The sequence below is a fragment of the Actinopolyspora lacussalsi subsp. righensis genome, assembly GCF_900116555.1.
Lineage (GTDB): Bacteria > Actinomycetota > Actinomycetes > Mycobacteriales > Pseudonocardiaceae > Actinopolyspora > Actinopolyspora lacussalsi.
Genome location: NZ_FPAT01000004.1, coordinates 133,113 through 154,192 on the forward strand (window position 1 = coordinate 133,113; position 21,080 = coordinate 154,192).

At 67.7% G+C, this 21,080-nt stretch carries 18 protein-coding genes and 2 tRNA genes; 8 read left to right on the top strand and 12 right to left on the bottom strand.

Going from position 1 to position 21,080, the window contains the following annotated elements; genetic code table 11:
- The first annotated feature begins 626 nt into the window (after positions 1-626).
- Entirely contained in the window at positions 627-1,046 is a 420-nt protein-coding gene (locus tag BM394_RS08970; RefSeq protein WP_092976614.1) for a DUF485 domain-containing protein, read from the top strand.
- Complete coding sequence (locus BM394_RS08975; RefSeq protein ID WP_092976617.1) at positions 1,043-2,653, top strand: solute symporter family protein; 1,611 nt, start codon at positions 1,043-1,045, stop codon at positions 2,651-2,653. The genes BM394_RS08970 and BM394_RS08975 overlap by 4 nt, the downstream gene beginning before the upstream one ends.
- A gap of 162 nt (positions 2,654-2,815) precedes the next feature.
- Here BM394_RS08975 and BM394_RS08980 read toward each other — a convergent pair whose 3' ends face one another.
- Entirely contained in the window at positions 2,816-3,727 is a 912-nt protein-coding gene (locus BM394_RS08980) for a haloalkane dehalogenase (protein WP_092976620.1), read from the bottom strand.
- Positions 3,728-3,750: 23 nt separating this feature from the next.
- On the opposite strand from BM394_RS08980, the gene BM394_RS08985 reads away from it, so the two are divergent.
- On the top strand, positions 3,751-4,308 hold the full coding sequence (locus BM394_RS08985) for a hypothetical protein (protein ID WP_139235179.1): 558 nt from the start codon (positions 3,751-3,753) through the stop codon (positions 4,306-4,308).
- Between the two features lie 95 nt (positions 4,309-4,403).
- Positions 4,404-5,147 (top strand): GNAT family N-acetyltransferase, encoded by a 744-nt coding sequence (locus tag BM394_RS08990; protein ID WP_217643418.1) that lies wholly within the window; start codon positions 4,404-4,406, stop codon positions 5,145-5,147.
- Positions 5,148-5,258: 111 nt separating this feature from the next.
- Here the strand turns inward: BM394_RS08990 and BM394_RS08995 are convergent.
- Both BM394_RS08995 and BM394_RS09000 read right to left on the bottom strand, forming a co-directional pair.
- Positions 5,259-5,342: transfer RNA gene (locus tag BM394_RS08995), tRNA-Tyr, on the bottom strand.
- A gap of 285 nt (positions 5,343-5,627) precedes the next feature.
- A tRNA-Tyr gene (locus BM394_RS09000) sits at positions 5,628-5,711 on the bottom strand.
- Between the two features lie 119 nt (positions 5,712-5,830).
- Here BM394_RS09000 and BM394_RS09005 point away from each other — a divergent pair.
- Both BM394_RS09005 and rfbA read left to right on the top strand, forming a co-directional pair.
- Positions 5,831-6,322 carry a YajQ family cyclic di-GMP-binding protein gene (locus tag BM394_RS09005; RefSeq protein ID WP_092976626.1) on the top strand — a complete coding sequence of 164 codons (492 nt, stop codon included), beginning with the start codon at positions 5,831-5,833 and terminating at the stop codon, positions 6,320-6,322.
- A gap of 78 nt (positions 6,323-6,400) precedes the next feature.
- On the top strand, positions 6,401-7,300 hold the full coding sequence (gene rfbA / locus BM394_RS09010) for a glucose-1-phosphate thymidylyltransferase RfbA (protein WP_092976630.1): 900 nt from the start codon (positions 6,401-6,403) through the stop codon (positions 7,298-7,300).
- 307 nt (positions 7,301-7,607) lie between these two features.
- Here the strand turns inward: rfbA and htpX are convergent, their stop codons facing one another.
- Entirely contained in the window at positions 7,608-8,483 is an 876-nt protein-coding gene (gene htpX, locus BM394_RS09015; RefSeq protein ID WP_092976633.1) for a zinc metalloprotease HtpX, read from the bottom strand.
- Between the two features lie 485 nt (positions 8,484-8,968).
- On the opposite strand from htpX, the gene BM394_RS09020 reads away from it, so the two are divergent.
- Complete coding sequence (locus BM394_RS09020) at positions 8,969-9,853, top strand: YceI family protein (RefSeq protein WP_092976636.1); 885 nt, start codon at positions 8,969-8,971, stop codon at positions 9,851-9,853.
- 112 nt (positions 9,854-9,965) lie between these two features.
- Here BM394_RS09020 and ddaH read toward each other — a convergent pair whose 3' ends face one another.
- Positions 9,966-10,835, bottom strand: a complete 870-nt coding sequence (gene ddaH, locus BM394_RS09025; RefSeq protein ID WP_092976638.1) for a dimethylargininase — start codon at positions 10,833-10,835, stop codon at positions 9,966-9,968.
- 74 nt (positions 10,836-10,909) lie between these two features.
- Here ddaH and BM394_RS09030 point away from each other — a divergent pair, with 74 nt between their 5' ends.
- Positions 10,910-11,350 carry an Lrp/AsnC family transcriptional regulator gene (locus tag BM394_RS09030; RefSeq protein WP_165400710.1) on the top strand — a complete coding sequence of 147 codons (441 nt, stop codon included), beginning with the start codon at positions 10,910-10,912 and terminating at the stop codon, positions 11,348-11,350.
- A 370-nt stretch (positions 11,351-11,720) separates the two neighbouring features.
- Here BM394_RS09030 and BM394_RS09035 read toward each other — a convergent pair whose 3' ends face one another.
- The 7 genes from BM394_RS09035 to BM394_RS09065 form a co-directional block, all read right to left on the bottom strand.
- The gene (locus BM394_RS09035) at positions 11,721-13,190 is read right to left on the bottom strand and encodes a sunset domain-containing protein (RefSeq protein ID WP_092976641.1); all 1,470 of its coding nucleotides are present in this window, start codon (positions 13,188-13,190) and stop codon (positions 11,721-11,723) included.
- Positions 13,191-13,280: 90 nt separating this feature from the next.
- The gene (locus BM394_RS09040) at positions 13,281-14,318 is read right to left on the bottom strand and encodes a polyprenyl synthetase family protein (RefSeq protein ID WP_281246429.1); all 1,038 of its coding nucleotides are present in this window, start codon (positions 14,316-14,318) and stop codon (positions 13,281-13,283) included.
- Positions 14,319-14,365: 47 nt separating this feature from the next.
- A complete protein-coding gene (gene nuoN, locus BM394_RS09045; RefSeq protein ID WP_092977198.1) occupies positions 14,366-15,925 on the bottom strand; it encodes an NADH-quinone oxidoreductase subunit NuoN in 1,560 nt (519 codons plus the stop codon).
- Between the two features lie 71 nt (positions 15,926-15,996).
- On the bottom strand, positions 15,997-17,595 hold the full coding sequence (locus BM394_RS09050; protein WP_092976644.1) for an NADH-quinone oxidoreductase subunit M: 1,599 nt from the start codon (positions 17,593-17,595) through the stop codon (positions 15,997-15,999).
- Positions 17,596-17,644: 49 nt separating this feature from the next.
- Entirely contained in the window at positions 17,645-19,615 is a 1,971-nt protein-coding gene (gene nuoL / locus BM394_RS09055) for an NADH-quinone oxidoreductase subunit L (protein ID WP_217643434.1), read from the bottom strand.
- Positions 19,616-19,682: 67 nt separating this feature from the next.
- Complete coding sequence (gene nuoK, locus BM394_RS09060; protein WP_092976647.1) at positions 19,683-19,982, bottom strand: NADH-quinone oxidoreductase subunit NuoK; 300 nt, start codon at positions 19,980-19,982, stop codon at positions 19,683-19,685.
- Entirely contained in the window at positions 19,979-21,079 is a 1,101-nt protein-coding gene (locus BM394_RS09065; protein ID WP_092977200.1) for an NADH-quinone oxidoreductase subunit J, read from the bottom strand. Before BM394_RS09065 ends, nuoK begins: the two co-directional genes overlap by 4 nt.
- Position 21,080: the final 1 nt, after the last annotated feature.

Sequence of the window (21,080 nt, forward strand, 5' to 3'; positions counted from 1 at the left end):
TATTCTGGGCGGGCGTGATCCCCACAATACGCTCCGTCACCAATAGTCGCGTACCGCGAGGGTCACTTCACCAGCCTTTTCGAACGGGCGACGCGCGGCTTGTGGCCATCTCGGATTGTAAAGATAGCGGACAAGGTACCGATCGCGGGGCGACTTTTCCACCCCGCCCGCCTGAACAGGACATCCGGGCACATACAAGATCATGTTTTGGGTTTGCCCGGCAGCGTGACACACGAAGGACGGAGAAAGTTCGCACAAGGTGTCGAACCGCATTACCCTAGCGTGTTCGACCGACTGTGAAAACCGGGACAGGTGCGACGCCGTCGAGCCACTGTGGTACTCATCGGTAATGGCCCATGAGCTGCGACACGACAGAGCGAGACCCCTCGGCCATGCCCCGTAGTCCGGACTGTACATCCGTCCGACTACAGCGGGGGGAGCAACAGGATTCCCCCGATAGCGGGAACAAGGACGTAGTATGTTGCGCTGACCGGACAGGCTCCGGCGGGCCGACACCACGGCCGGGAGGCGTCGCGATTCGCGTCGGCTGTCGACGTGGTCGCGCCGAACACACCGAATCGGCACAACCCCACCGACACAGTTCACCTGCTTCGGAAGAAGGGCGCATGAGCAACACGACGCCACCATCACTGCGCGCGCGATACGGGGAGCGAAGCGAGAAAACGCATGCTTCCTTCGGCGGTATCGAGAAAAGCGCGGCACTCGGCGGAAAAACCGGCCCCGATTTCGCCGGAATTGCGGGATCGGCGGAATTCGGTGAACTGCGTTCACGGCTGAAGCGCTTCGTGTTGCCGATGACCGTGTTGTTTCTCGTCCTGTATCTCGGGTACGTACTACTGGCCGCCTACGCGCCGGACTTCATGGGCGAACCGGTCTTCGGCAACATCAATGTCGGCTTGTTGTTCGGGGTCGGACAGTTCGTTTCCACGCTCCTGATCACCACGCTCTACGTCAAGTTCGCCGAGCGGCGGGTGGATCCCGAGGTGGACAAGCTGCGGGAGACCGCCGGTGGTGGTCAGCCGTGAACACACTGGCGCAACAGCAGTCCCCGCTCGGCGACACCAGCCCCGTCGTCAACATCAGCGTGTTCGCCGGGTTGATTCTGCTCACACTGCTGATCGCCTACCGGGCCAGCAGCAGCGGGAACACCAACGACTACTTCGCGGCGGGGGGAACCTTCTCCGGTGCGCAGAACGGAGTCGCGCTTTCCGGTGACTTCCTGTCCGCTGCCTCGTTCCTCGGCATCGCCGGTGCCATCGCGGTACACGGCTACGACGGGTTCCTCTACTCGATCGGCTTTCTCGTGGCCTGGCTGGTGAACCTGCTGCTGGTCGCGGAGCGACTGCGCAACACCGGCCGGTTCACCATGGGCGACGTGCTCAGCTTCCGGATGCGCCGACGTCCGGTGCGTGCCGCGGCCGCCGTGTCCACCCTGTTCATCACGATCGCCTACATGGTCGCGCAGATGGCGGGAGCGGGCGATCTGGTGGCCCTGCTGCTGGACATTCACAGCGGCGCGGGACAAGCCCTGGTGATCGCCGTGGTCGGCGTGGTCATGGTTTTCTACGTGCTCATCGGCGGCATGAAGGGCACCACGTGGGTGCAGATACTGAAAGCGGTCATGCTGCTGCTGTCGGTGGCACTGATAACCCTTTTCCTGCTGGGCAAGTTCGGCTTCAACTTCAGCAGCCTGATGCAGCGCGCCGCCGAGAACAACCCGCTCGGTGAACGCCTGTTCGCCCCGGGCGCCCAGTACGGCGAAAGCGCGCTGACGAAGCTGGACTTCGTATCGCTGTCGATGGCCCTGGTGCTCGGCGTGGCCGGACTGCCCCACGTGCTGATGCGGTTCTACACGGTGCCGAACTCGCGGGAAGCGCGCCGATCGGTCGTGTGGGCCACCTGGTTGATGTCGCTGTTCTACCTCTGCACGCTGGTCATCGGATTCGGCGCGGCGGCACTGGTGGGCACCGAGACCATCAACAACGCACCGGGTGGCGAGAACTCCGCCGCTCCGCTGCTCGCCTACGAGATCGGTGGGACGGTACTGCTCGGTGTGATCTCCGCGGTGGCCTTCGCGACCATTCTCGCCGTGGTCGCGGGCCTGACCCTGACGGCATCCGCCTCGTTCGCGCACGACTTCTACGCCAACGTGATGCGCGGCGGTAAGGCCGATCCCGCCTCCGAGGTCAGGGTGGCGCGCATCACCGCGATGGTCATAGGTCTCGCGGCCATCCTGGGCGGGATCCTCGTCAACGGGCAGAACATCGCCTTCCTCGTGGGACTGGCCTTCGCGATCGCCGCCTCCGCGAACCTGTCCACTCTGGTGTTCACGCTGTTCTGGAAGCGGTTCAACACCAGCGGAACCCTGTGGGGGATGTACGGCGGGCTCGCGTCCTGCCTGCTGCTCATGCTGTTCTCACCGGTGTTCTCCGGGTCCGCCGACTCGGTCTTCCCCTCGGTGGACTTCAGTTTCTTCCCGCTGAGCAACCCGGGTCTCGTGTCGATCCCGATGTCGTTCCTGTGCGGTGTGATCGGCACCCTCGTACGGCCGCGTTCCGCCGATCCGGAGGACTTCGACGCGATGAAGGTGCGCTCGCTGACCGGTATCGGTTCGCGGGACGTGGTGCACTGACGAGTCGCCGTGGTCGACGGGATCTCGTCGGCCCGGTTTCCGCGGGGGTCGCTCGGTGCGGCCCCCGCCAGGCGTCGTTCCGCCACCTCTCGCGCCGGAACCGCACCGCCCTGTCCGCTTCCGGCACCGTCCGGTGCTGCCCGCGTTCGGCTCCGCCCGCGTTCAGCTCGAACGGCGGACGAACTCGGCCACCACGCGGCCCAGTTCGGCACCCGCGTCCTCCTGGAGGAAGTGACCGGCTTCGGCGATGGTCGCGTGTCGCTGTCCGGCAGCACCCGGCAGCAGTTTGCGCAGCACCGGCCCCATGTACGCGGTGATCGGATCACTGTCGCTGAACGCGGTCAGCACGGGTGTGTCGTCCGCCGCCAGCGCTCGCCACGCGGCACGGTTCGCCTCGGTGGCCGGATCGTCCGGGCTGGTCGGTACCAGGCCCGGCATGGCGCGCGGCCCGGCCTTGTAGGACTCGTCCGGGAACGGCGCGTCATAGGCGGCGCGCGCTTCCGGAGACATCGGCCGGGCGCAGCCGCTCGCCACCAGCCGTCCGACGTCGAGGGTTTCCGCCTGCTCCACGGCCCTGCGGAACCGCCACCACACCTCGGGCATGTCGTGATCGCCGGTGGGCATGCCGGTGTTGGCCGCGACAGCACCCGAGAACCTGTCCGGGTGCTCCGCGAGCAGCCGCAGTCCCAGCAACCCGCCCCAGTCCTGCCCCACCAGAGTGAGCTCACGCAGGTCGAGCACGTCGAAGGCGAACTGGCGCAGCCACTCGACGTGCCGCGCGTAGCTGTGGTCGCCGATCTCGGACGGCTTGTCCGAACGACCGAAACCGACGAGATCGGGAGCGATGGCCCTGATGCCCGCCTCCGCCAGCACCGACATGACGTCGCGGTAGAGGAAGGACCAGCTCGGCTCCCCGTGCAGCAGCAGCACCGTCGGGCCGTCCGCCGGACCGGCCGCGACGTAGGCCATGCGCAGCGTTCCGCCGTCCTGATCGGACAGCTCGACGTAGTGGGGACGGTGCTCGAAGCCGACGACGCCGGCGAAACCCTCTTCGGGGGTGGTCAGTACACGCATGCGGTGACGCTACAACCGCTTTCGTGACGGCGTCCACGGAACCGCTCCGTTCCGCAAGAGAACCGGAACCGGGAACACCCGGTGCTTCCGAACCGCCACACGAGGTGTCGGAGCGGTGCCAGTCTCGGGTACGGCTCGGTTCCGAGTTCTCGCCGGATCAGCAGGAGCGAGCGGCTCCGACGCCAGGTACGACGCCACCGAGCGGCACGCGGCACACCAGCCGGGCGCGGCGGCTGATCTGGTCACACCTCCGACCGGATCCGGACACGAGCGGGGAGCCGACCAGTCCGAAATTCTGGCACGACATCAGTCTCGACCTGACCACCGCGACCCTGCAGGACTGGAACCTGGTGGACTGCCGGACGCATCACGTGCGGCTGGACCGCACGGAGTTCCACGCCGAGGCCGATTTCGACCGGGCGGTGTTCGAGGAGTGGCTGAGCCTGACGGGGGGCGGTGTTCCACGGGTCGTCCTAGTTCCGGGACGTCCGGACGGCGGGTTCGGACCGGGAAGCGCCGTCGAAACCTTCCTCCGGGGAAGGTCCGCCACTTCCCGGCAGTGTGCCGGGAGAGTCGGATAGTCGCGACACGATCCGGCGGATGCGGGGCTGAACCCAACGAAACGACCCAACGAAATGCGTAGAAATGCACCTCGTTGCATCACTATGCTCAATCCGTGATCTCACTCGCCGAGCTGGAGACGCTCATGCGACGGGGATGGCCCGCGATTCGGGAGACGACGGTCGACGGTTGGATCGCGCGGCTTTCCGACGGAGTGACGCGGCGGGCCAACTCGGTCCTGCCGGTCCACTGCCCGAACGACCTCGCCGACGCCATCGGCCGCGTCGAGGAGCTGTACCGCGGCCTCGGACTGCCGCCCGTGTTCCAGCTCGGCCCAGCCGCGCGACCCTCCGGTCTGGACTCCGCACTGGCTCGGCGGGGATACGAAGTCCGAACGCCGACGATCGTTCAGGTCGCGCCGATCGCGGACGTGTTGCGCCGGACTCCACCGCCCCACCGCGAAGTACGGGTGTCGAACCGGCCGGACTCGTCCTGGCTGGATCTGTGGTGGGAGGTGGACGGCCGGGGCGGACACGAGTCGCGGGCGATCGCCCACGAGATACTCACCGGTGGTGAAGCGTTGTACGCGGCGAGCGAGGACCGGCACGGCACCGCCGCGGTGGGACGGCTCGCCCTGGTCGGTTCCTGGGCAGGGGTGTACTGCATGGCGGTCCGGCCCGACGCGCGACGTCGCGGCCACGCGAGCGCGATCCTTCACGGCCTGTTGGAACGTGCCGTCGAGCTGGGAAGCGAGCACGCCTGGCTGCAGGTGACGGCCGACAACGTCGCCGCACGCGACCTCTACGAGCGGTTGGGCTTCGTTACGAGATCGAGCTATCACTACCGCTGTTTCCGATGAAACGAGCGACCTCCTCCGCTGCGGAGCGGCCAGGCGCGGTCTCGTTCGAGCATGGGCGAAAGATCACCGCCCTCTGACCCGTCTTCGCGGGTCAGAGGGCGGTGTTCCCAGTGGTGCCGGGTAGAGGATTCGAACCTCTGAAGCTTGCGCGGCTGATTTACAGTCAGCTCCCTTTGGCCGCTCGGGCAACCCGGCTTTTGCCAGTCATCGCTGGCTCGTGCCGGACGATCATACCTACCGGTGATGCCGAGCGGCACACCCCCCGGCTGCCGAACGAGCACAGCGGTAATGCGCCCAGCGGCAACGAACACCGGGGCACGGCGGAGCAGCTGTGAAGACTCATCGGATCCGATGCGGCGAAGCCGCATACCGCACCGACGAGCGCTCGAACACCGCTGGGGTGGGAACAGGCGGGCCGAGCCGTGGCCAAAAGAAACCGCCCCCTGCCCGTCTTCGCGGGTCAGAGGGCGGTGTTCCCAGTGGTGCCGGGTAGAGGATTCGAACCTCTGAAGCTTGCGCGGCTGATTTACAGTCAGCTCCCTTTGGCCGCTCGGGCAACCCGGCATAGCAGCCATTCGCTGTTGGCTTGTACCAAAATCCTACATACCGGCACCCGCGCTCGTGTAAGGGGGCCGGGGTAGCGTATTCGCTCACCAAACCAGCGCTCGTGAGGAGTTGCCGACATGGCGGACCCGTCGTTCGACGTAGTGAGCAAGGTCGACCGGCAGGAGGTGGACAACGCACTCAACCAGGCTGCCAAGGAGCTCGCGAACCGGTTCGACTTCAGGGGAACCGGCACGAAGATCAGTTGGACCGGAGAGGAGGCCGTGACCCTGGAGTCCGAGACCGAGGAGCGCTGCAGGGCCGCGATCGAGGTTTTCAAGGAGAAACTGGTAAAGCGGGGAATCTCACTGAAGGCGGTAGAGCTGGGCGAACCGGTCAGCTCGGGCCAGGTGCACCGGGTCTCCGGAACCCTCAAGCAGGGGATCGCGCAGGAAACCGCCAAGAAGATCTCCAAGAAGATCCGCGACGAGGCCCCCAAGGGGGTGCAGGCGCAGATCCAGGGCGACCAGTTGCGGGTTTCGGGCAAGAAGAAAGACGATCTGCAGGCCGTGATCTCGCTACTGAAAAGCAGTGACTTCGACGTGGCGCTGCAGTTCGAGAACTACCGTTGAACGGGGTGCGGGACGAGCCCGCTCGCGGGGTAGTCACGCCGCACGCACAGCACTCGTAACCGTCGACGGGAGAGCTCGGTGAAGGGAATCGTGTTGGCCGGGGGAAACGGTACGCGGCTGCACCCGGTCACCCAGGTGGTGTCCAAGCAGCTTCTCCCGGTCTACGACAAACCGATGGTGTACTACCCGCTCTCGGTGCTGATGCTGGCCGGGATCCGTGACATCCTGCTGATCTCCACGCCCGAGGACCTTCCGCTGTTCCGTCGCCTGTTCGGCGACGGCAGCAGCCTCGGGCTGCGCATCGAGTACGCGACCCAGACCGAGCCCAACGGACTGGCCGAGGCGTTCCTGATCGGCGCGGACTTCATCGGCGATGACTCGGTGGCGCTCGTGCTCGGCGACAACATCTTCTACGGCCAGGGGTTCTCGAAACTGCTGCAGCACAGCACCGCCGAGCTGGAAGGCTGCACGCTGTTCGGCTACTCGGTGCGCAACCCGCAACGCTACGGCGTCGGCGAGACCGACGGCGCGGGCAAGCTGGTCTCACTGGAGGAGAAACCGGTCGCGCCCCGCTCCAACAAGGCGATCACCGGGCTCTACCTCTACGACAACGAGGTGGTCGACATAGCCCGTACGCTGCGTCCCTCGAGTCGTGGCGAGCTGGAGATCACCGACGTCAACACGACGTACCTCGAGCGGGGGCGCGCACACCTGATCGAGCTGAATCGTGGTTACGCCTGGCTGGACACGGGCACGCACGAGTCGCTGCTGGAAGCGGGGCAGTTCGTGCAGGTGCTGGAACACCGCCAGGGAGTGCGTATCGCCTGCCTGGAGGAGATCGCGCTGCGCATGGGTTACATCACACCCGAGGAGTGTCACGAGCTGGGGTGGCGGCTGTCCAAGTCCGGTTACGGCCAGTACGTCATGGAGATCGCCGAGGCCATCGCCGGGCGGGAGCTGGACGCCGGGGGCGAGTGAGTCGGCTCCGGTATCCCTGCGACATCGATTTCCGGGTGGCGTCGATTTCTCGCGAAATCGCCGCGCCAGTACGGCGTTGTGGCCCGGTGGCGTCGATTTCTCGCGAAATCACCGCGCCGTTACGACGCAGGGCCGAGCTCCCGCCACCCACGCAGCCCGACCACCCGTGGGTTCTCCGGTGCGGCTCTCGCGAGGACGGCCCCGACGTTGTGTAGGTCGCTACCCGATGTCGGGGCACCCGCAGCGAGAGCCGCACGAGAGGTTCCGCCAAGTAAGTGGGTCCGCCCGCTCGCGCCGGGAACCTCTGTCAGTAACGAGTGGGTAGCTTGCGCCCTGCCAGACCCTCCAACCGTCGAACCCTGTCGGAGATGGGCGGGTGGGTCGAGAACAACCGCGTCATCCGTTCCCCGGAGCGGAACGGGTTGGCGATCATCAGGTGGGACTCGCTGACCAGCTTCGGCTCGGCCGCGAGCGGGGCCTGCTTGGTCCCCCGTTCGAGTTTGCGCAGTGCCGAAGCCAGGGCCAGCGGATCTCCCGTCAGCTCGGCCCCCGATGAGTCCGCCTGGTACTCGCGGGAGCGGCTCACGGCCATCTGGACCACGGCTGCCGCCACCGGCCCGAGCAACGACACCAGCAGCAGCGCGATCAGATTGGGGCGTTCCTCGTCGTCCCCGCCGAAGCTGGCGAAGATCAGCCCGAAGTTCGCGATGAAGGTGACCGCGCTGGCCAGCGCGCCCGCGACGCTGGAGATCAGGATGTCGCGGTTGTAGACGTGGGAGAGCTCGTGCCCCAGCACGGCGCGCAGTTCCCGCTCGTCGAGCAGCTCCAGGATCCCGGCGGTGGCACAGACGGCCGCGTTGCGGGGGTTACGCCCCGTGGCGAACGCGTTGGGCGCCACGGTGGGACTGATGTAGAGCGCGGGCATCGGCTGCTTCGCGGATGTGGCGAGTTCACGCACGATGCGGTACATCGCGGGCTGCTCCGCCTCGGAAACCGGCCGAGCACGCATCGACCGCAACGCGAGGTTGGCCGAGTTGAAGTACGCGTAGCCGTTCATTCCGAGCGCGATCAGCAGCGCCACGACCATGCCGGACCGCCCGAACAGCGACCCGAGCAACACGATGAGTGCGCTCATGGCACCGAGCAAGAGCGCCGTTTTTACTCCGTTCCAATGCCTGTGCAAGGTACTCCCGCCTCCGCCCGGTTTCCGGACCAGTTTCCGGGGACCGGCCACCTTCGACGGTGACCGGGAACCACGCACGGTGAGCGGCGATTCACGCCGGCCGGGCGCCCCGTGAAGAACTCACTCGGACAACGTCGCGCGAGGACCGCCAGTTCCTTAACACGCCACGCCGAACACGTCACAGAATCGGTGGAGACCGAGCTCATAGCCCCACCGATCAACTTTCTCTCGCGAAGAAACTAAACTGAGGGACACTTGTAAACGACTCACGCGCTCGGCCCGTGCCGACACGCGAGGCCGCACCCGGCGGCGAAACGTTGTCGAACCGGCTGCTGTGGTGGCTACGCGGTGGAGCTCTCGGCCGCGCTCCCCGCCGGATGAGACATCGGGCGCGGTGAGGCTGCTCGTTCGGGCCCGTGGCCGGAGGACGGGCTCGGAGCGTACTGCCGCCACCGGCATCCGGGAGGCGGCGGAGAGGATTCGGATTGGTCTTGTCGAAACTGCTCGGCCGTGGTGCCGCGCGCAAACCCGCCCGAGAAGGCGCCAGCAACGCGCTGCCTCCCACCCCGCTGGACGGCGGGACGCTGAGCTGCCAGGTACACGACGAAGCCGATCGCCCGCTCCCCGAGGCCACCGTGACGGTGGTGAACCGACTGAATCAGCAGGTCGCCAGCGGAACCACCGACGGGTACGGCTTCTTCCTCGCCACGGTGCAGCCGGGCACCCACAAGGTCTCGATCACGGCGGGCGGCTACCAGCGGACGGGCACCAGGGCCGAGGTCCGCACGAACCGGCACACCGCGATCGGCTCGGTGCGCCTGGAGCGGGACCCGGAGAGCACGCTCCCCGAGCCCGGCGTCTGGACGTTCGATCCGGACCACACCGAGATCAGGTTCATCGCACAGCACATCGGTATGTCGAAGATCCACGGCGCCTTCCGCGAGCTGGAGGGGCGCGTCACGGTCCGGGAACCGTTCGAGAAGTCCGTGGTCGAGGTCGCCATCGACGCGTCCAGCATCGACACCGGAGTTCGCATGCGTGACGATCACCTGCGCTCCGCCGACTTTCTGGACGTGGCGAACCACCCGAGGCTGTACTTCCGCAGCGACAGGTTGACCCAACTGCGCGGTGACCGCTGGGTGGTCGGCGGCCAGCTGACGCTGCGCGGCAGGAGCAGTCCCGTGCAGCTGGACACCACCTACCTGGGGACGCGCTCCTGGAACGGCACCCGAACGGCGTGTCACTCCACCACGGAACTGCGCAGGGAGGACTACGCGGTCAACTGGCAGCAGCTGCTGAGCAAGGGAATCGGCGTGGTCGGTCCGACGGTACGGATCGAGCTGGACGTGCAAGCGGTGCTGGAGGAGTGACCCGAGCGGTCGCACCGGAACTCGCGTTCCCGCTCGGTCGTCGTCCCGCACCGAATCGGGCACGCGCCTCCGGTGGCGGAGACGCGGCGGCTGCGCCACCGCTCCGCCACCGTTACTCGTGCAGTTCCATGGTGCAGCACTTGGGACCGCCGCCGGACTTGCGCAGCTCCGAGATGTCGGTGAGCAGCGGCTCGTAGCCGTGCGCGCGCAGTCGTTCGGCGAGACCGGTGGCCTCGCTGGGCAGCACCACGTGCTTGCCGTCGGAAACCCCGTTGAGCCCGAGGCACTCCGCGTCGGCTGAGTCGGCGATCACCGCGTCGGGGAAGAGCCTGCGCAGTACCTGTCGGGAGCCCTCGGAGAACGCCTCGGGATAGTAGGCGACCTGCGGTCGATCGCCCTTGCGGAGGACGAACAGCGCGGTGTCCAGGTGGTAATAGCGGGGGTCGGTGAGCCGTAGCGATACCACCGGGACGCCGAGCACCTCCTGGGCCTCGGCGTGGGCCTGCGGATCGGTCCGGAAACCGCTGCCCGCCAACAGCAGCTGTCCGGTCCAGGCGAAGTCGCCCTCGGCCTCGTTGATCCGGGAGGGCATCACCAGATCACGATAGCCGCTCGTGGAGAACCACCTCCGGAAGTGCTCGGCCTCGGGAGCGCGTTCGGATGACCTGAACCGGGCACCGAGCACTCGGCCACCGATCACCGTGGCGGAGTTCGCGGAGAAGACCATGTCGGGCAGTCCCGGCTGCGGCGGCACGGTCTCGACGGTGTGACCGAGCCGACGGTAGATACCCGCGAGCTCACGCCACTGCGACATCGCCAGCTCGGTGTCGACGGGCTCGTCCGGGTCCATCCACGGATTGATGGAGTACTCCACCGTGAAGTGTTCCGGGGGACACATCACGTAGTGACGCCTCGTCGGCACGTTCCCGGCCGTGTCGTGCCGTTGAACGGGATCGGGCGCTGCCACAGTGGAGACCGACATATTACGTAATCTAATCCCTGCTTTTGCAGCATTCAATGCGCCTTCATTGCGGCGAATACGGCAGAATGTTGCACATGGACCCCCTGGATCAACGAATCGTTTCGCAACTGGTCACCGACGCCAGGGCCAGTTACGCGGAGATCGGCGAGGCGGTGGGACTCTCCGCGCCCGCTGTGAAACGACGTGTGGACAAACTGCTGGACAACGGCGTGCTGCAGGGCTTCACCGCCGTGGTCGACCCGGAAGCGCTCGGCTGGGGGACCGAGGCCTTCGTGGAAGTGCACTGCCACGGCAACGTGCCCACCGACCGGCTGCTCGCGGGGCTGGAACCGCTGCCGGAGGTGGTTCGCGCCTACACCGTCTCGGGAGAGGCGGACGCGATCGTGCACCTGCGTGCGGCCGACATCCACCACCTCGAAACCGCGCTGGAACGGCTGCGTGCGGTCGAGTTCATCAACCGGACCGTTTCCACCGTCGTGCTGTCCCGGTTACTCGACAGACCACCCCAGGCATAGAACTGTGCTCGGCGTGCGGGGCGTAGCTGGTTGAAGTGGCGGAACCTCTCGCACGGCTCTCGCTGCGGGTGCCCCGACATCGGGTAGCGACCTACACAACGTCGGGACCGTCCTCGCGAGAGCCGCACGGGAGAACCCGCGGGTGCTCGGGCTGCGTGGGTGGCGGTTCGGCCTCGCGATGCGTCCGACTCACGCACCGGGGACACCCGCGCTGCGCGAGCCGCATGGTCGCGTCCCGACGGCGGCTGCGGGATGGTTGGAGCGCGGCCCTGCCCGACGGCCTTCTCCCAGCGGCCCCGCGATTTCGCGAGAAATTTACGCAGCACGGGGCCACTCCACCGCACAGCCAATCGGACACCGCACGGGCCGTTCAGGAGCGCGAGCGGCCGTCCCAGGCGACGAAACCGGCCTGCTCGGCGTCCGCCGGACCGCGGAACCACACCTCCGCGACCACCCGATCGAAGTAGGGCGAATCGGCGGTGTGGTACTGCCGCGAGCCGAACTGCCCCTTGACCGTGTAGCTCTCGTCCGGCCTCGGTTGTTCCGGATACCTCTCGTCGGGGTACCACTCCTGCGGTTCGTTCCCGGCATCACTGCCGGGATCGCCTGCCGTCGCGTCCGAGGACCTCCCCCAGCTCGAGTTGTCGAGGACGTTTCCGCTCAGCACGGAGTGGGCGTTGGTGGCGGAGCCACCGCGCCGGGTGTTGGCCCCCGGAACTCTTCTGGGAAGCCCTTCGGGGGTCTCGTCGACACCCGCGGCACCCGGCGCGGAGTCGGTGGGCCCGGCGGGAGTGGTCCCACCCGTGGTTCCCTCGGGCTCCGGGGCGGAACCCGCACCGTCGGTCACCGGCGAGGACGAGCTGTCAGGCAGTTCGGCGCCGCTGCGGTCGGGGTCGATTCCGGGCGTCACCATCGGCTCGAACAGCGAACGCAGCCTGCCGGTGAGTTCCCCCTCGGAGGACTCGCCGGAGCGCTCCCCCGCCTGCTCACCGGCTGCCGTCCCCTGGTGCTGCTCGCCCGGTTCCGAACCCGAACCGGGAAGCTCGGAACCGTCGAACTGCCGCGTGGTCTCCGAGGCGACGTTGTCGGTGTCGTACATGTCGAACTCCGCGGCCGAGAACCACGCGCGGTCCCCGGCAGAGCCGGAGAGTTCCGCACCGGAGCTCACCTCGGCGGGTGCGGTGGGGGTCGCGGACCACTCGGCGTCGCCCGGCGCGGGGGCCGACTCGGGGGGTTGTCTGCGCGGATGTTCCTCGCGCAGCTCGCGTTCCCGCTCCAGCCGCAGCTCGGACTCGTCGAAGGAGGCGGTGTCGGCGCCGTGCGGTCTCTCCTGGACGGGCTCCCACTCGTCCGTCGGGGAGGTACGCGCGCCTTCCGGCCCGGGCGCGGCCGCGAAGACGGACCCGCCGAAGTCCTCGGAGGCGGCTTCCATCCAGCGCGCGCGCTGGCTCCCCAACGGCCGGGGCACGTGCTCGGTCGGCCATTCGGCGGCACCCGATCCGGAGGAGGTGGCCGCGTCCGAGCCCTCGGGGCTATGCGCGGCGGCTTCGGTGCCGGATTCCGGGACACGGTCGCGCAGTGTCCCGTTCTCCGGAACCGGCTGGACCGCGGTGTCGCGGGTCGTCCCGGTCTCCCGGTCGAGCTCGGGATAACGGTGGAACTCGCTGTCCGGGACCGATTCGGAGTCCCACAGCGGGATGTCGCCTTCGGCGGACGAACGGTCCCGCGACTCACGCAGCCGCTGGTGGGCGGGCCGCACGAACAGCAGCCAGGTGGCCGCCACACCTGCCGCGAACGCGGCCAGGCTCCACAGCCACACCTGGGTAAACAGCCACGTCACCGCTGCGGTCCTTTCTCTCGCGAAGTCAACCGGCGACGAGTGCGACCACGACCGACACCGGCACCGTGGCGAGCGACACGCCGGGGCATCTCATCGGGTGCGGGCCACGACGTAGTCGACCAACGCGAACAGCCCCTGTCGTGCCGGGCAGTCCGGCAGTCGGGCGAGCTCGACCCTCGCCTGTTCAGCGTAAGTATCGAGGGTTCGACGGGCACGAACCAGTCCGGACGAGTCGCGCAGCCGTCGCAACGCCTCCTGCACTTCGGCATCAGTCGTCAGTGATCCCGAAAGCAGCTCGCGTAACCGTGCGTCGGAGTCGGAAGCGGTCAACTCGTAGAGCATCGGCAGTGTACGAACTCCCTCGCGGAGATCGGTACCGGGCGTCTTGCCGGACTCGTCCGGCGGGGAGGCGATGTCGATGACGTCGTCCGAGATCTGGAAAGCGGTGCCGACGATCTTTCCCACCCGTTCCAGCACACCGATCTGCTCCTGCGGCGCGCCCGAGAACAAGGCACCGAACCGGCCGCAGGTGGCGATCAGCGATCCGGTCTTCTCGTCGATCACCTCGAGGTAGTGCGCCACGAGATCCTCACCGCCCTCGACGCCGACGGTCTCGCGCATCTGACCGGTCACCAGGGACTCGAAGGTACGAGCCAGCATGCGGACCGCATCGCTGCCCAGATCGGCCGCCAACTGGGACGCCTGCGCGAACAGGAAGTCGCCGGTGAGAATGGCGACCGAGTTGTCCCACCTGGCATTGGCGCTGCTCGCGCCCCGCCGCATGGTGGCCTCGTCCATCACGTCGTCGTGGTAGAGCGTGGCCAGGTGGACCATTTCGAGGATCACGGCCGCCTTGGTCACCTCTTCCCGCTCCGGCTCCCCGAACTCGGCGGCCAACAGCGTGAACAGCGGCCGGAACCTCTTGCCCCCCGCATCGACGAGATGTAGGGACGCGCGGGTGGCGAAGTCGAGATCGCTGTGCACCGATTCGTGCAGCAGTCGTTCCACCCGCGTCATCCCGGCCCGCACCGATTCGGCGAGCTTCGGATCGGCAATGTCGAAACCGCCGACCGCGGTGCCCGTGTCCCACGGCACACCGCCGGTCGGCTCACCAACTGGGCTGGTCACGTCACCGTCGCCTTCGTCTCCCCCGGAAATGCCCTGCGAGGGACACCTTACGACACGAAGCCACCGACACTCGCCCAGTCCAGCGCCAGCTGCGGTGCCAGCCCGAACAGCAACGTGACAACCACCCCGAGCGTGATGGCCGCGGTGGTGAAAGCCCCGGGCACGCTGACGGTGGGGCCGTCGGGTGCCGGATCGTTGAAGAACATCAGCACGATCAGGCGCAGGTACAGGAAGGCGGCCAGCGCGCTGGCCAACAGCGCTATGACCACCAGTGGCCCCATACCCGCGGAGAACGCGGCGGAGAACACCACGAACTTGCCCATGAAACCGCTGGTCGCGGGAATACCGGCCAACGCGAGCAGCAGGAAGGTGAACACCGTGGCCAGCAGCGGCGAACGCTTGGCCAACCCCGCCCAGTCCGAGAGGTGAGTTGCCTCACCCTCCGAGGTGCGGACCAGGCCGATGATGCCGAACACGGCCAGCGTGGTGAACCCGTAGGCGAACAGGTAGAACAACGTGGCGGACAGGCCGCGCTCGGTCAGCGTGATCGCCCCGACCATGAGAAATCCCGCATGCGCGATCGAGGAGTAGGCGATCATGCGTTTGACGTCCCGCTGCGTCAGACCGGACACCACTCCGATGACCATCGACAGCACCGCGACGGTCCACAGCACCCAGTGCCACTCCCAGCTGGAGGCGTCGAAGGCCACGTGCAGCAGGCGCAGCATCCCGCCGAAGGCGGCGACCTTGGTGCAGGCCGCCATGAAGCCGGTCACCGCGGTGGGCGCACCGTGGTAGACGTCCGGGGTCCAGAGGTGGAACGGCCCCACCGAGCCCTTGAACAACAGCCCCATGATCACCAGCCCGAGGCCGGCGAACAGCAGTGTGTCCGAACGCAGGCTCCCCGCCGTGGCGTCGGCGATGTCGGAGAACTTCACCGAGCCCGCGTAGCCGTACAGCAGGGCCAGCCCGTACAGGAAGAACGCGGAGGCGAAGGCGCCCAGCAGGAAGTACTTGACCGCGGCTTCCTGCGAGAGCAGCCTGCGCCGCTTGGCCAGCCCGCACAGCAGGTAGAGCGGCAGGCTCAGCACCTCGAGCGCGACGAACATCGTCAGCAGATCGTTGGCCGCGCAGAACACCATCATCCCGCCGAGGGAGAACAGCGTGAGCGGGAAGACCTCGGTACGCATCCCGGCCACCGAGGCGGTGGCCCGGTTCATCACCTCGGCGGAGGCGGCTCCCGGCGCGTCGGCGGGGCGCCGGGACGCCTCGGGATTGGTCTCGGCGACGAACGCACCGCCGGGTTCGATCGAACGATCGGCGATCAGCAGGATCGCCCCCAGCGCCAACGCCAGCAGCGTTCCCCACAGGAAGAGGGTCGCCGGTCCCACGGCGACCGTGTCCGACAGGGTGGTTCCGCCGGTGTTGATCTCCCTCGCGTGCCGGAGTACCTGCGCACCCGCGAGGATCACCGCCAGCAGGCTCAGCACCACCTGCGCGATCCAACGCTGCCGTCGGTGCACGAAGGCCTCGATCAGCACACCGAGACAAGCCGCGACCAGCACGATCAACACCGGCGCGATGGCGGCGTAGTCGATCGGCGGCATGTCGGTGGTCTGCTGGGCCAGCAGTTCGGAATGCCGGTCCGGGGCACCGGTTCGCGCTACCACTCCCACTTTCAGTTACCTCCCTGAGAGGTCACGGGATCGGTGACGCCGACCTCGCTCATCGTTGCTTCCACCGAGGGGGTGATCACGTCCAGCACCGGGGCGGGGTACAGCCCCAGCAGGACGATCAGCACCACGAGCGGAGCCAGGACGCCGATCTCCCTGCCGTCGAGATCGCGGAGGGTGAGCCGACTGGCCCCGGATCCGGAGCCGCTGTCCACCGCGACCTCCGGATCGGTCGCGGCTCCCGGGCCGCCGACCGAGTCGAGCAGCGCGGTTCCCGAGAGCGGCCCCTGCATCACCCGCTGGTAGAGGCGGAGCACGTAGACCGCCGCCAGCACCATCCCGATGGTGGCGAGTATCGCGAACACCGGTCGGGTGGCGAAGGAACCGATCAGCACGAGGAACTCGCTGATGAACGAGTTGGTTCCCGGCAGCGACAACGTGCTCAGTCCCGCGATCAGCAGCATCCCGGCCAGCACCGGGGTCACACGCGCCATGCCGCCGTAGTCGGCGATCCTGCTGGAACCGCCGCGCGCGATGATCATTCCGATCACCAGCACCAGCATCCCGGTGGCGATACTGTGGTTGACCATGTAGGAAGCCGCGCCGACCTGCGCCTGCGAGGTGAACGCGAAGATTCCCAGCGCGATGAATCCGAAGTGGGCGATCGAGACGTAGGCGATGAACCGTTTGAGGTCGGTCTGCCCGAACGCCTGCAGCGAGCCGTAGAGCACGCCGATCACGCCCAGCGTGAGCACCAGTGGTGCCAGCAGCTGGGACGCCTCGGGAGCCAGCGGCAGGCTGTAGCGCAGGAATCCGAAGGTCCCCACCTTGTCCAGTACTCCCACCACGATCACAGCCACTCCGATGGGGGCCTGTTCGGTGGCGTCGGGCAGCCAGGTGTGCAGCGGAACCAGTGGTGCCTTGATGGCGAACGCCGCGAAGAAACCGAGGAAGATCCACACCTGCACCGAGGTCGGCGCGTCGGCGAGCACTCCGCGCAGCGTGGCCCAGTCGAAGGTTCCCCGCCCGGTGACGCTCGCCGCGTAGGAGTAGGCCCCGATGGCCGAGGCCAGCATGATCAGTCCACCGAGGAAGGAGTACAGGAAGAACTTCACGGCCGCGTACTGCCGCCTGCTGCCGCCGTAGCCGCCGATCAGGAAGTACATCGGGATCAGCATGATCTCGAACAGCACGTAGAACACGAACAGGTCGGTGGTGGCGAACACCGCCACGGTCAGTGCCTGCTCGACGAGCAGCAACGCGAAGAAGCCACCCCGGCTGCGCTCGGCCGGGAGCCGTTCCCGCCAGCTGAATCCCAGCACCAGCGGCATCAACAGCGCGATCACCGCGACCATGACGAGCGCGATGCCGTCCAGCCCGAACGAGAGGCTTATGCCGTACTGGGGGATCCACTCGACGGAGCCGTTCAGTTGCAGCCTGGCCCCGCCGGGTTGGTAGCTCAGCCAGGCCACCGCCGCGAGCACCAGTTCGACCAGCGAGAAGCCCAGGGCTACCGGTTTGGCCACGCGTTCGTTGCCGCGCAGCAGCGCCACGACGATCGCGCCGAGCAGCGGCAACAGAATCAGCGCGAGGAGCAGGTTCATCGCGTCTCCTCTTCTCCGGCTATTTCGCGGGAATTCGCACAGCGGGTCGTCATGGGGTTCCCACCGAGAGCAGGGCGGCCACCAGCAGGACGCCGCCGACCAACATGGACATCGCGTAGGACCGGACGAAGCCGGTCTGCCAACGCCGCAGCACCTGCGAGGCGGCGCCGAGGGTCGTGGCGACCCCGTTGACCGCGCCGTCGACACCGACCCGGTCGAACCGCGCCAGCCCGTCGGCCAGCCCCACGGTCGGACGCACCGCCACCGCGCGGTTCAACGCGTTGCCGTAGAGATCCGCACGGGCCGCGCGCACCAGCGGCGAGACCCGGGACGGTGCGGTCTCGGGAACGGGACGGCGCCCCACGACCAGCCAGGCCACCAGCACACCGAGCGCGGAGAACCCGAGCGTGAACACCGGGATCACCGAGTGCGGCAGCACCGTGTGTCCCTCGTGGAGTTCACCGAGTGCGGGGCTCAGGAAGTGCACCAGCCGCTCGCCGCTGGTGAACAGGAAACCCGCTGCCACCGAGCCGACGCCGAGCACGATCATGGGACCGGTCATCACCGGCGGCGACTCGTGGGGGTGGAACTCCCCGCCGTCGGAGGCCGTCCGGTGTTGCCAGCGCCGTTCACCGAAGAAGGTAAGCAGCATCAGGCGGGTCATGTAGAAGGCGGTGAGCCCGGCACCGAGTACCGCCGCGCCACCGAGCGCCCAGCCCTGCCAACCGGGCTCGCCGAAGGCCGCCGCGATGATGGCTTCCTTGGAGTAGTAGCCGGAGAGGAAGGGGAAACCGATCAGCGCCAGGTAGCCGACCGCGAAGGTGGCGAAGGTGATCGGCATGTAGCGGTAGAGCCCGCCGAACTTGCGCATGTCGACCTCGTCGCGCATGCCGTGCATCACCGAGCCCGCGCCGAGGAACAGAGCCGCCTTGAAGAAACCGTGCGTGAGCAGGTGCATGATTCCCAGCGCGTAGCCCGCCGGCCCCAGCCCGACGGCGAGCATCATGTAGCCGATCTGGCTGACCGTGGAGTAGGCCAGCACCTTCTTGATGTCGTCGTAGGCGCAGCCGATCACGCAGCCGACCAGCAGGGTGGCCGCTCCGACGATCGCGACCACCAGCTGACCGGTCTCGGTCATGGTGTAGAGCGGGTTGGCCCGCGCGATCAGGTAGACCCCCGCGGTGACCATGGTGGCCGCGTGGATCAGCGCCGAGACCGGGGTGGGGCCTTCCATCGCGTCGGGCAACCACGCCTGCAGCGGCACCTGGCCGGACTTGCCGCAGGCTCCCAGCAGCAGCAGCAACGAGATGGCCAGCACCGTTCCAGTCGAGAGCTCCCCGGCGCGGGCGAACACCTCGGAGTACTGGGTGGTGCCGAGCCGGGCGTACAGCAGGAAGATCGCCAGCGCCAGTCCGACGTCGCCGACCCGGTTCATCACGAAGGCCTTGGTGGCCGCCCCCGCGGCGCTGGGACGCTGCTGCCAGAAACCGATGAGCAGGTAGGAGGCCAGCCCGACGCCCTCCCAGCCGAGGTAGAGGGTCACGAAGCTGTTGCCGAGCACCAGGATCAGCATCGCCGCCACGAACAGGTTCAGGTACCCGAAGAAGCGGCGCCGCTCGGTGTTGCCCCGCCCGACGCGTCCCTGCTGGTCGTGGGCCATGTAGCCGATCGAGTAGATGTGGATCAGCGCGCCGACCCCGGTGATCAGCAGTACGAAGACCAGCGACAGCGGGTCGATGCGCAGCCCGAAGTCGACCTGCAGGGAGTTGACGGGGATCCAGGAGAACAGGTGCAGCGAACGCGCGGCCTGTTCCGCCCCTCCCACCGAGGTGAACAGTGCCAGGGCGTAGCCGAAGGAGGCGATCACCGTGGCGCAGCCCAGCAGGTGTCCCCACCCGTTGGCGCGCCTGCCCGCCAACAGCAGCACCGCGGCACCGAGCAACGGAATCGCGATGATCAGCCACGCATTGTTCTGAATCGCTCCCTGAGCGGCCTGTACCGGCTCCGGAGCGGCCAGCATGGAGGTTGTCACGCCGTCTTCCAATCCGTTCCGTTGGTCCATTCGCTGTGCGTTTCGTTCCGTCGGGCTAGTACTTCAGGAGGTTGGCGTCGTCGACGGAGGCCGATCGGCGGGTGCGGTAGACGGACATGATGATGGCCAGCCCGACCACGACCTCGGCCGCGGCGACGACCATCACGAAGAAGGCCATGGCCTGCCCGTCGATCGATCCCTCGATACGCGCGAACGTCACCAGCGAAAGGTTGACCGCGTTGAGCATCAGCTCCACGCACATGAACAGCACGATCGCGTTGCGGCGTATGAGCACGCCGACCGTGCCGATGGTGAACAGCAGCGCCGAAAGCAGCAGGTAGTAGGTGGGGGTCACTGCCTGACCTCCTCGGGGGAACTCGAACCGGCGTCCGGGTGCGCGGTGTCGTCCGGGGACTGCGCGTCGTCCGGGGACCGCGGGTCGTTCCGGGACCCCGTGGAACCGTTGCTCCCGGTGTGACCGCCGGAGCCGTTCTTACCGCCACCCTCGCCCGGCGTGCCGTCACCGGAACCGCCGTCGGGGGTCTCCTCCCCGTTCGAGTCCGAAGTGGACTCAGACGTGCCCCGATCGGTCCCGTGCTCCCGGTGGCCGGTTCCGGTCAGCGCGTGCGCGTCGGGCGGCGGGGCACTGCCGGAGACCGCGTCCCGGTCGGGGCGCAGCCGTTCCACGGGAGTGTTGTCCAGGATCTCGGACAGCGAGTCCTCCGCGACGGAGCCGTCCGGCAGCAGTGCCGGGGTGGCGACCGAGTTGGCCGTGGCGTAGACACCGGGTCCCGGCAGCGGGGACGGCCTGGCGTACCTCCCCTGGAACCTGGCCTCCACGGTTTCCCGCTGCGTCATGCGCGGCTTGCGCCCCTTGCCGCCGTAGGCCAGCACCATCGCCCCGATCGAGGCGGTTATCAGCAGCGCCGAGGTGAGCTCGAACGGGAACAGGTAGTCGGTGAAGATCACCTGCCCCAGGCCGCCGGCGGCCCCGCCGCCGGGTGACCACGGGTTCAGCGGCGCGGCGGGCACCACCGCGTCGAGCGAACGCGCCAACCCGGACACCAGTAGCACGGCCAGCGCCACCCCGAGCACACCCGCTGCCAGCCGCTGGCCGCGCAGCACCTCGACCACGGAGTCGGACGCGTCCCTGCCGACCATCATGAGCACGAACAGGAACAGCATCATGATCGCGCCGGTGTAGACGATGATCTGGGTGAATCCGAGGAACTGCGCGCTCTGGGCCATGTACAGCACCCCGAGGCTGAGCATGGTGAGCACCAGCCACAGCGCCGAGTGCACCGCGCTGCGCGCGAAAACCATCCCGAGCGCGCCCAGCAGCGCCAGCGGCCCGAGAATCCAGAACACCACCGTCTCTCCGGTGCCCACGACGCCCTGCTGCGCGGTCTGCGCGAGCGGCGTCCGCACGAGCACCTCGGTGGTAGCCGTCATG

What these genes read in the sequence shown, in the direction of transcription:
- BM394_RS08970 (WP_092976614.1), top strand. Translation starts at nt 627, where the DNA reads ATGAGCAACACGACGCCACCATCACTGCGCGCGCGATACGGGGAGCGA.
- BM394_RS08980 (WP_092976620.1), bottom strand. Translation starts at nt 3,727, where the DNA reads ATGCGTGTACTGACCACCCCCGAAGAGGGTTTCGCCGGCGTCGTCGGC.
- BM394_RS09005 (WP_092976626.1), top strand. Translation starts at nt 5,831, where the DNA reads ATGGCGGACCCGTCGTTCGACGTAGTGAGCAAGGTCGACCGGCAGGAG.
- ddaH (WP_092976638.1), bottom strand. Translation starts at nt 10,835, where the DNA reads ATGTCGGTCTCCACTGTGGCAGCGCCCGATCCCGTTCAACGGCACGAC.
- BM394_RS09030 (WP_165400710.1), top strand. Translation starts at nt 10,910, where the DNA reads ATGGACCCCCTGGATCAACGAATCGTTTCGCAACTGGTCACCGACGCC.
- nuoN (WP_092977198.1), bottom strand. Translation starts at nt 15,925, where the DNA reads ATGCCGCCGATCGACTACGCCGCCATCGCGCCGGTGTTGATCGTGCTG.
- BM394_RS09050 (WP_092976644.1), bottom strand. Translation starts at nt 17,595, where the DNA reads ATGAACCTGCTCCTCGCGCTGATTCTGTTGCCGCTGCTCGGCGCGATC.
- nuoL (WP_217643434.1), bottom strand. Translation starts at nt 19,615, where the DNA reads ATGCTGGCCGCTCCGGAGCCGGTACAGGCCGCTCAGGGAGCGATTCAG.
- BM394_RS09065 (WP_092977200.1), bottom strand. Translation starts at nt 21,079, where the DNA reads ATGACGGCTACCACCGAGGTGCTCGTGCGGACGCCGCTCGCGCAGACC.